Here is a 3,663-nt window from a genome sequence, read left to right as displayed (position 1 = left end):
CACCGCGACGGCGGCGGGCCCGGGGCGTGGCGCGAGCGGCGGCCACCCGGGCGGGCGACGTGAGGTCGCCGCAGGCCCGGCGGCGTGCTGGGGTGGTCCGCATGAACCGCTCACTCCCGGCCCGGGTGGCCGTCGCGACCGCCGCCGTCCTCCTGCTCGCCGCTGCCGGGGCCGTGGTCGCCGGTGCCGGACCGGCGGCGGCCGGCGGGCGCCGGGACGTCACCGCCGACCAGTGCCGCGACGCGGGCGGCCACGTCGAGGGCAGCGGCTACTGCGCCGACGCGGCCGGGGACGACGCCTGGGGCCAGCCCGTCGACGGCCAGGCGGTCAACCCGGATCCCCGCCCCGGGGAGGAGGACTGAACGCCGCCCGACCGCCCCCGGCTCCTCGACCCGCCGTCGCGCCGCTCACGGCACCGGCCGCAGGGTGACCGGTGCCGGGGTGAGGGCGCGCAGCACGAGGTCGATGCGCACCCTGGCGGCGCCCGCGCGGTGCAGCGCGGCGGTGATCGTCCGTAACTCCTCGGGGCCGGTGCAGGCGAGCCTCAGTTCGAGGTCCGCCTCGCCCGCCAGCGCCAGGCCGCTCCGGACGGCCGGGAACTCCGCCGCGAGGCGGTCGAAGTCGAGCGGGACGGGGCCGTGGCTGATCCGGGCGATCGCGTGCAGGGCCCGGGCGGACTCGGGCGGCCCCTGCGGAGCCGGGCCGTCCGGGACGAGCCGTAGCGGGGCGGTCACCGGTGCTGGAGCTGTGCGGTCGGGGCCGGGGCGGTCGGCACGGCGGGGGAGCCGACGGGCGGGGCGACCAGCCGGGGGTCCAGCACCAGGGTGTCGATCCCGAGCGGGGCGGTGAGGTCCCGGAGGGCGGCTTCGCCGATCTCGGTGTGGGCCTGCCGGGGCCCGAGGAGGGCGGCGAGGGCCTCGGGGCTGGAGAATCCGACCGCGCAGCGGCGGCCGTCGCGCAGGCGGAACAGGCGGAGTGCGGTGGTGCTTCCGGTGCCGGAGGTGGTGACCGGAACGTGCCAGACGGCGCGGGCCATGCGGATGCTCCCGAGTGGGGTGGTGGTGCCTGCCGGAACTACTCCCTCGACGCTAGGGCGGCTCGGCCCGGGCGTCGCCGCTCCTGACGCGGCGTTGACCGAATGGGGTCGTGCGTTGACGCACTCCTGACGTTCGGCTCACCCGAGTGGACTACACCACTCCGCGGGGGCGCTCGGTTTGCCTCCCGTCCCTCCTCGGACGACCGTGGAGGTTGGCCCGTGCGGAGGCCCCGGAGGGCCCGGGTGAGCGCCTCCGGCCGGCCCGCGGTGCGCTTCGGGACGGGGGGAGGTGGAGCCGGGGCCCGCGACGAGATATCTTGACGTCAAGACGTTGGAGACGTGAAGCGGAGTACCGATGACTGACTCGACCATCATCTATACGCACACCGACGAGGCTCCGGCCCTGGCGACCTACTCGTTCCTGCCGGTGGTCCAGGCGTACGCCTCGACGGCGGGCGTGCGGGTGGAGACCCGCGACATCTCCCTGGCCGGCCGGATCATCGCGACCTTCCCGGAGCGTCTGACCGAGGCGCAGCGGATCGGCGACGCCCTGGCCGAGCTGGGCGAGCTGGCCAAGACCCCGGGCGCCAACATCATCAAGCTGCCGAACGTCTCGGCCTCGGTGCCGCAGCTCAAGGCCGCCGTCGCCGAGCTCCAGGCCCAGGGCTACGCCCTGCCGGACTACCCGGACGACCCGCAGACCGACGAGGACAAGGACGTCCGCGCCCGCTACGACAAGGTCAAGGGCAGCGCCGTCAACCCGGTCCTGCGCGAGGGCAACTCGGACCGCCGCGCCCCGCTGTCGGTCAAGAACTACGCCAAGACCCACCCGCACCGCATGGGCGCCTGGACGGCCGACTCCAAGACCAACGTCGCCACCATGGGCGAGAACGACTTCGCGAGCACCGAGAAGTCCGCCGTGATCGCCGCCGCCGGTGCGCTGCGCATCGAGCTGCTCGGCGAGGACGGCACCACCACCGTGCTGCGCGAGAAGGTGCCGGTGCTGGCCGGCGAGGTCGTCGACGCCTCGGTGATGCGCGCCGCCGCCCTGAACGAGTTCCTGGCCGCGCAGGTCGCCCGCGCCAAGGCCGAGGGCGTGCTGTTCTCGGTGCACCTCAAGGCCACCATGATGAAGGTCTCCGACCCGATCATCTTCGGCCACGTGGTCCGCGCCTTCTTCCCGAAGACCTTCGCCAAGTACGGCGAGGCGCTGGTCGCCGCCGGTCTGAACCCGAACAACGGCCTCGGCGGCATCCTGGCCGGCCTCGACAACGTGCCGCACCTGGGCGCCGAGATCAAGGCCTCCTTCGAGGCCGAGCTGGCCGAGGGCCCGGCCCTGGCCATGGTCGACTCCGACAAGGGCATCACCAACCTGCACGTGCCGAGCGACGTCATCGTCGACGCCTCGATGCCGGCCATGATCCGCACCTCCGGCCACATGTGGGGCCCGGACGGCAAGGAGGCCGACACCCTCGCCGTGCTGCCGGACCACAGCTACGCCGGCGTGTACCAGGCCGTCATCGACGACTGCCGCGCCCACGGCGCCCTCGACCCGGCGACCATCGGCTCGGTGCCGAACGTCGGCCTGATGGCCCAGGCGGCCGAGGAGTACGGCTCGCACGACAAGACCTTCGAGATCGCCGCGGCGGGCACCGTCCGCCTGGTCGACACCGAGGGCAACGTGGTGCTGGAGCAGGCCGTCCAGCCGGGCGACATCTTCCGCGCCTGCCAGACCAAGGACGCGCCGATCCAGGACTGGGTCAAGCTGGCCGTCACCCGCGCCCGCGCCACCGGCGTCCCGGCGGTGTTCTGGCTGGACGAGCACCGCGCCCACGACGCGGTGCTGATCGAGAAGGTCAAGCAGTACCTGCCGGAGCACGACACCGAGGGCCTGCGGATCGAGATCAAGTCCCCGGTCGAGGCCACCGAGTTCTCGCTGGAGCGCATCCGCCGCGGCGAGGACACCATCTCGGTGACCGGCAACGTGCTGCGCGACTACCTGACCGACCTGTTCCCGATCCTGGAGCTGGGCACCAGCGCCAAGATGCTGTCGGTCGTCCCGCTGATGGCGGGCGGCGGCCTGTTCGAGACCGGCGCCGGCGGCTCCGCCCCGAAGCACGTCCAGCAGCTGGTCAAGGAGAACTACCTGCGCTGGGACAGCCTGGGCGAGTTCTTCGCGCTGGCCGCCAGCTTCGAGCACCTGGCCGACAGCACCGACAACGCCCGCGCCAAGGTGCTGGCCGACACCCTGGACCGCGCCACCGGTACCTTCCTCAACGAGGACAAGTCGCCGAGCCGCCGCCTGGGTGGCATCGACAACCGCGGCAGCCACTTCTACCTGGCCATGTACTGGGCCCAGGAGCTGGCCCGGCAGACCGCCGACGCCGAGCTGGCCCAGGCCTTCGCCGGCCTGGCCGCGGCGCTGACCGAGCAGGAGTCGGTCATCGTGGACGAGCTGATCGCCGTCCAGGGTTCGCCGGTCGACCTCGGTGGCTACTACCAGCCCGACCCGGCCAAGGCCGCGGCCGTGATGCGCCCGTCGAAGACCTTCAACGAGGCGCTCGCCAACCTCGGCTGAATCCGGCCGAGCTGAGCTGACGGAAGGCCCCGGGTCCTCGGACCCGGGG

Annotated in this window: 4 protein-coding genes; 2 read left to right on the top strand and 2 right to left on the bottom strand. The window is 73.4% G+C overall.

Annotated features, from left to right (window positions below; all coding sequences use genetic code 11):
- The first annotated feature begins 101 nt into the window (after positions 1 to 101).
- Positions 102 to 362, top strand: coding sequence for a hypothetical protein (locus ACFRMQ_RS39250; protein WP_380735681.1), 261 nt, complete (start codon positions 102 to 104; stop codon positions 360 to 362).
- 45 nt (positions 363 to 407) lie between these two features.
- Here ACFRMQ_RS39250 and ACFRMQ_RS39245 read toward each other — a convergent pair whose 3' ends face one another.
- A complete protein-coding gene (locus ACFRMQ_RS39245; RefSeq protein WP_380735680.1) occupies positions 408 to 734 on the bottom strand; it encodes a hypothetical protein in 327 nt (108 codons plus the stop codon).
- Positions 731 to 1,036 (bottom strand): SAV_915 family protein, encoded by a 306-nt coding sequence (locus ACFRMQ_RS39240; protein WP_380735678.1) that lies wholly within the window; start codon positions 1,034 to 1,036, stop codon positions 731 to 733. The genes ACFRMQ_RS39245 and ACFRMQ_RS39240 overlap by 4 nt, the downstream gene beginning before the upstream one ends.
- 355 nt (positions 1,037 to 1,391) lie before the next feature.
- Between ACFRMQ_RS39240 and ACFRMQ_RS39235 the strand changes: the two genes are divergently transcribed.
- The gene (locus ACFRMQ_RS39235; RefSeq protein ID WP_380735677.1) at positions 1,392 to 3,614 is read left to right on the top strand and encodes an NADP-dependent isocitrate dehydrogenase; all 2,223 of its coding nucleotides are present in this window, start codon (positions 1,392 to 1,394) and stop codon (positions 3,612 to 3,614) included.
- Positions 3,615 to 3,663: the final 49 nt, after the last annotated feature.

Source organism: Kitasatospora sp. NPDC056783, from assembly GCF_042789895.1.
Classification (GTDB): Bacteria; Actinomycetota; Actinomycetes; order Streptomycetales; family Streptomycetaceae; genus Kitasatospora.
Note: the sequence above shows the minus strand (reverse complement) of the source record. Positions and strands in the feature narration are given on the sequence as shown.

Bases quoted from the DNA above. Each gene is read 5' to 3' on its own strand.
- ACFRMQ_RS39250 (WP_380735681.1), top strand. From the start codon at position 102: ATGAACCGCTCACTCCCGGCCCGGGTGGCCGTCGCGACCGCCGCCGTC.
- ACFRMQ_RS39240 (WP_380735678.1), bottom strand. From the start codon at position 1,036: ATGGCCCGCGCCGTCTGGCACGTTCCGGTCACCACCTCCGGCACCGGA.
- ACFRMQ_RS39235 (WP_380735677.1), top strand. From the start codon at position 1,392: ATGACTGACTCGACCATCATCTATACGCACACCGACGAGGCTCCGGCC.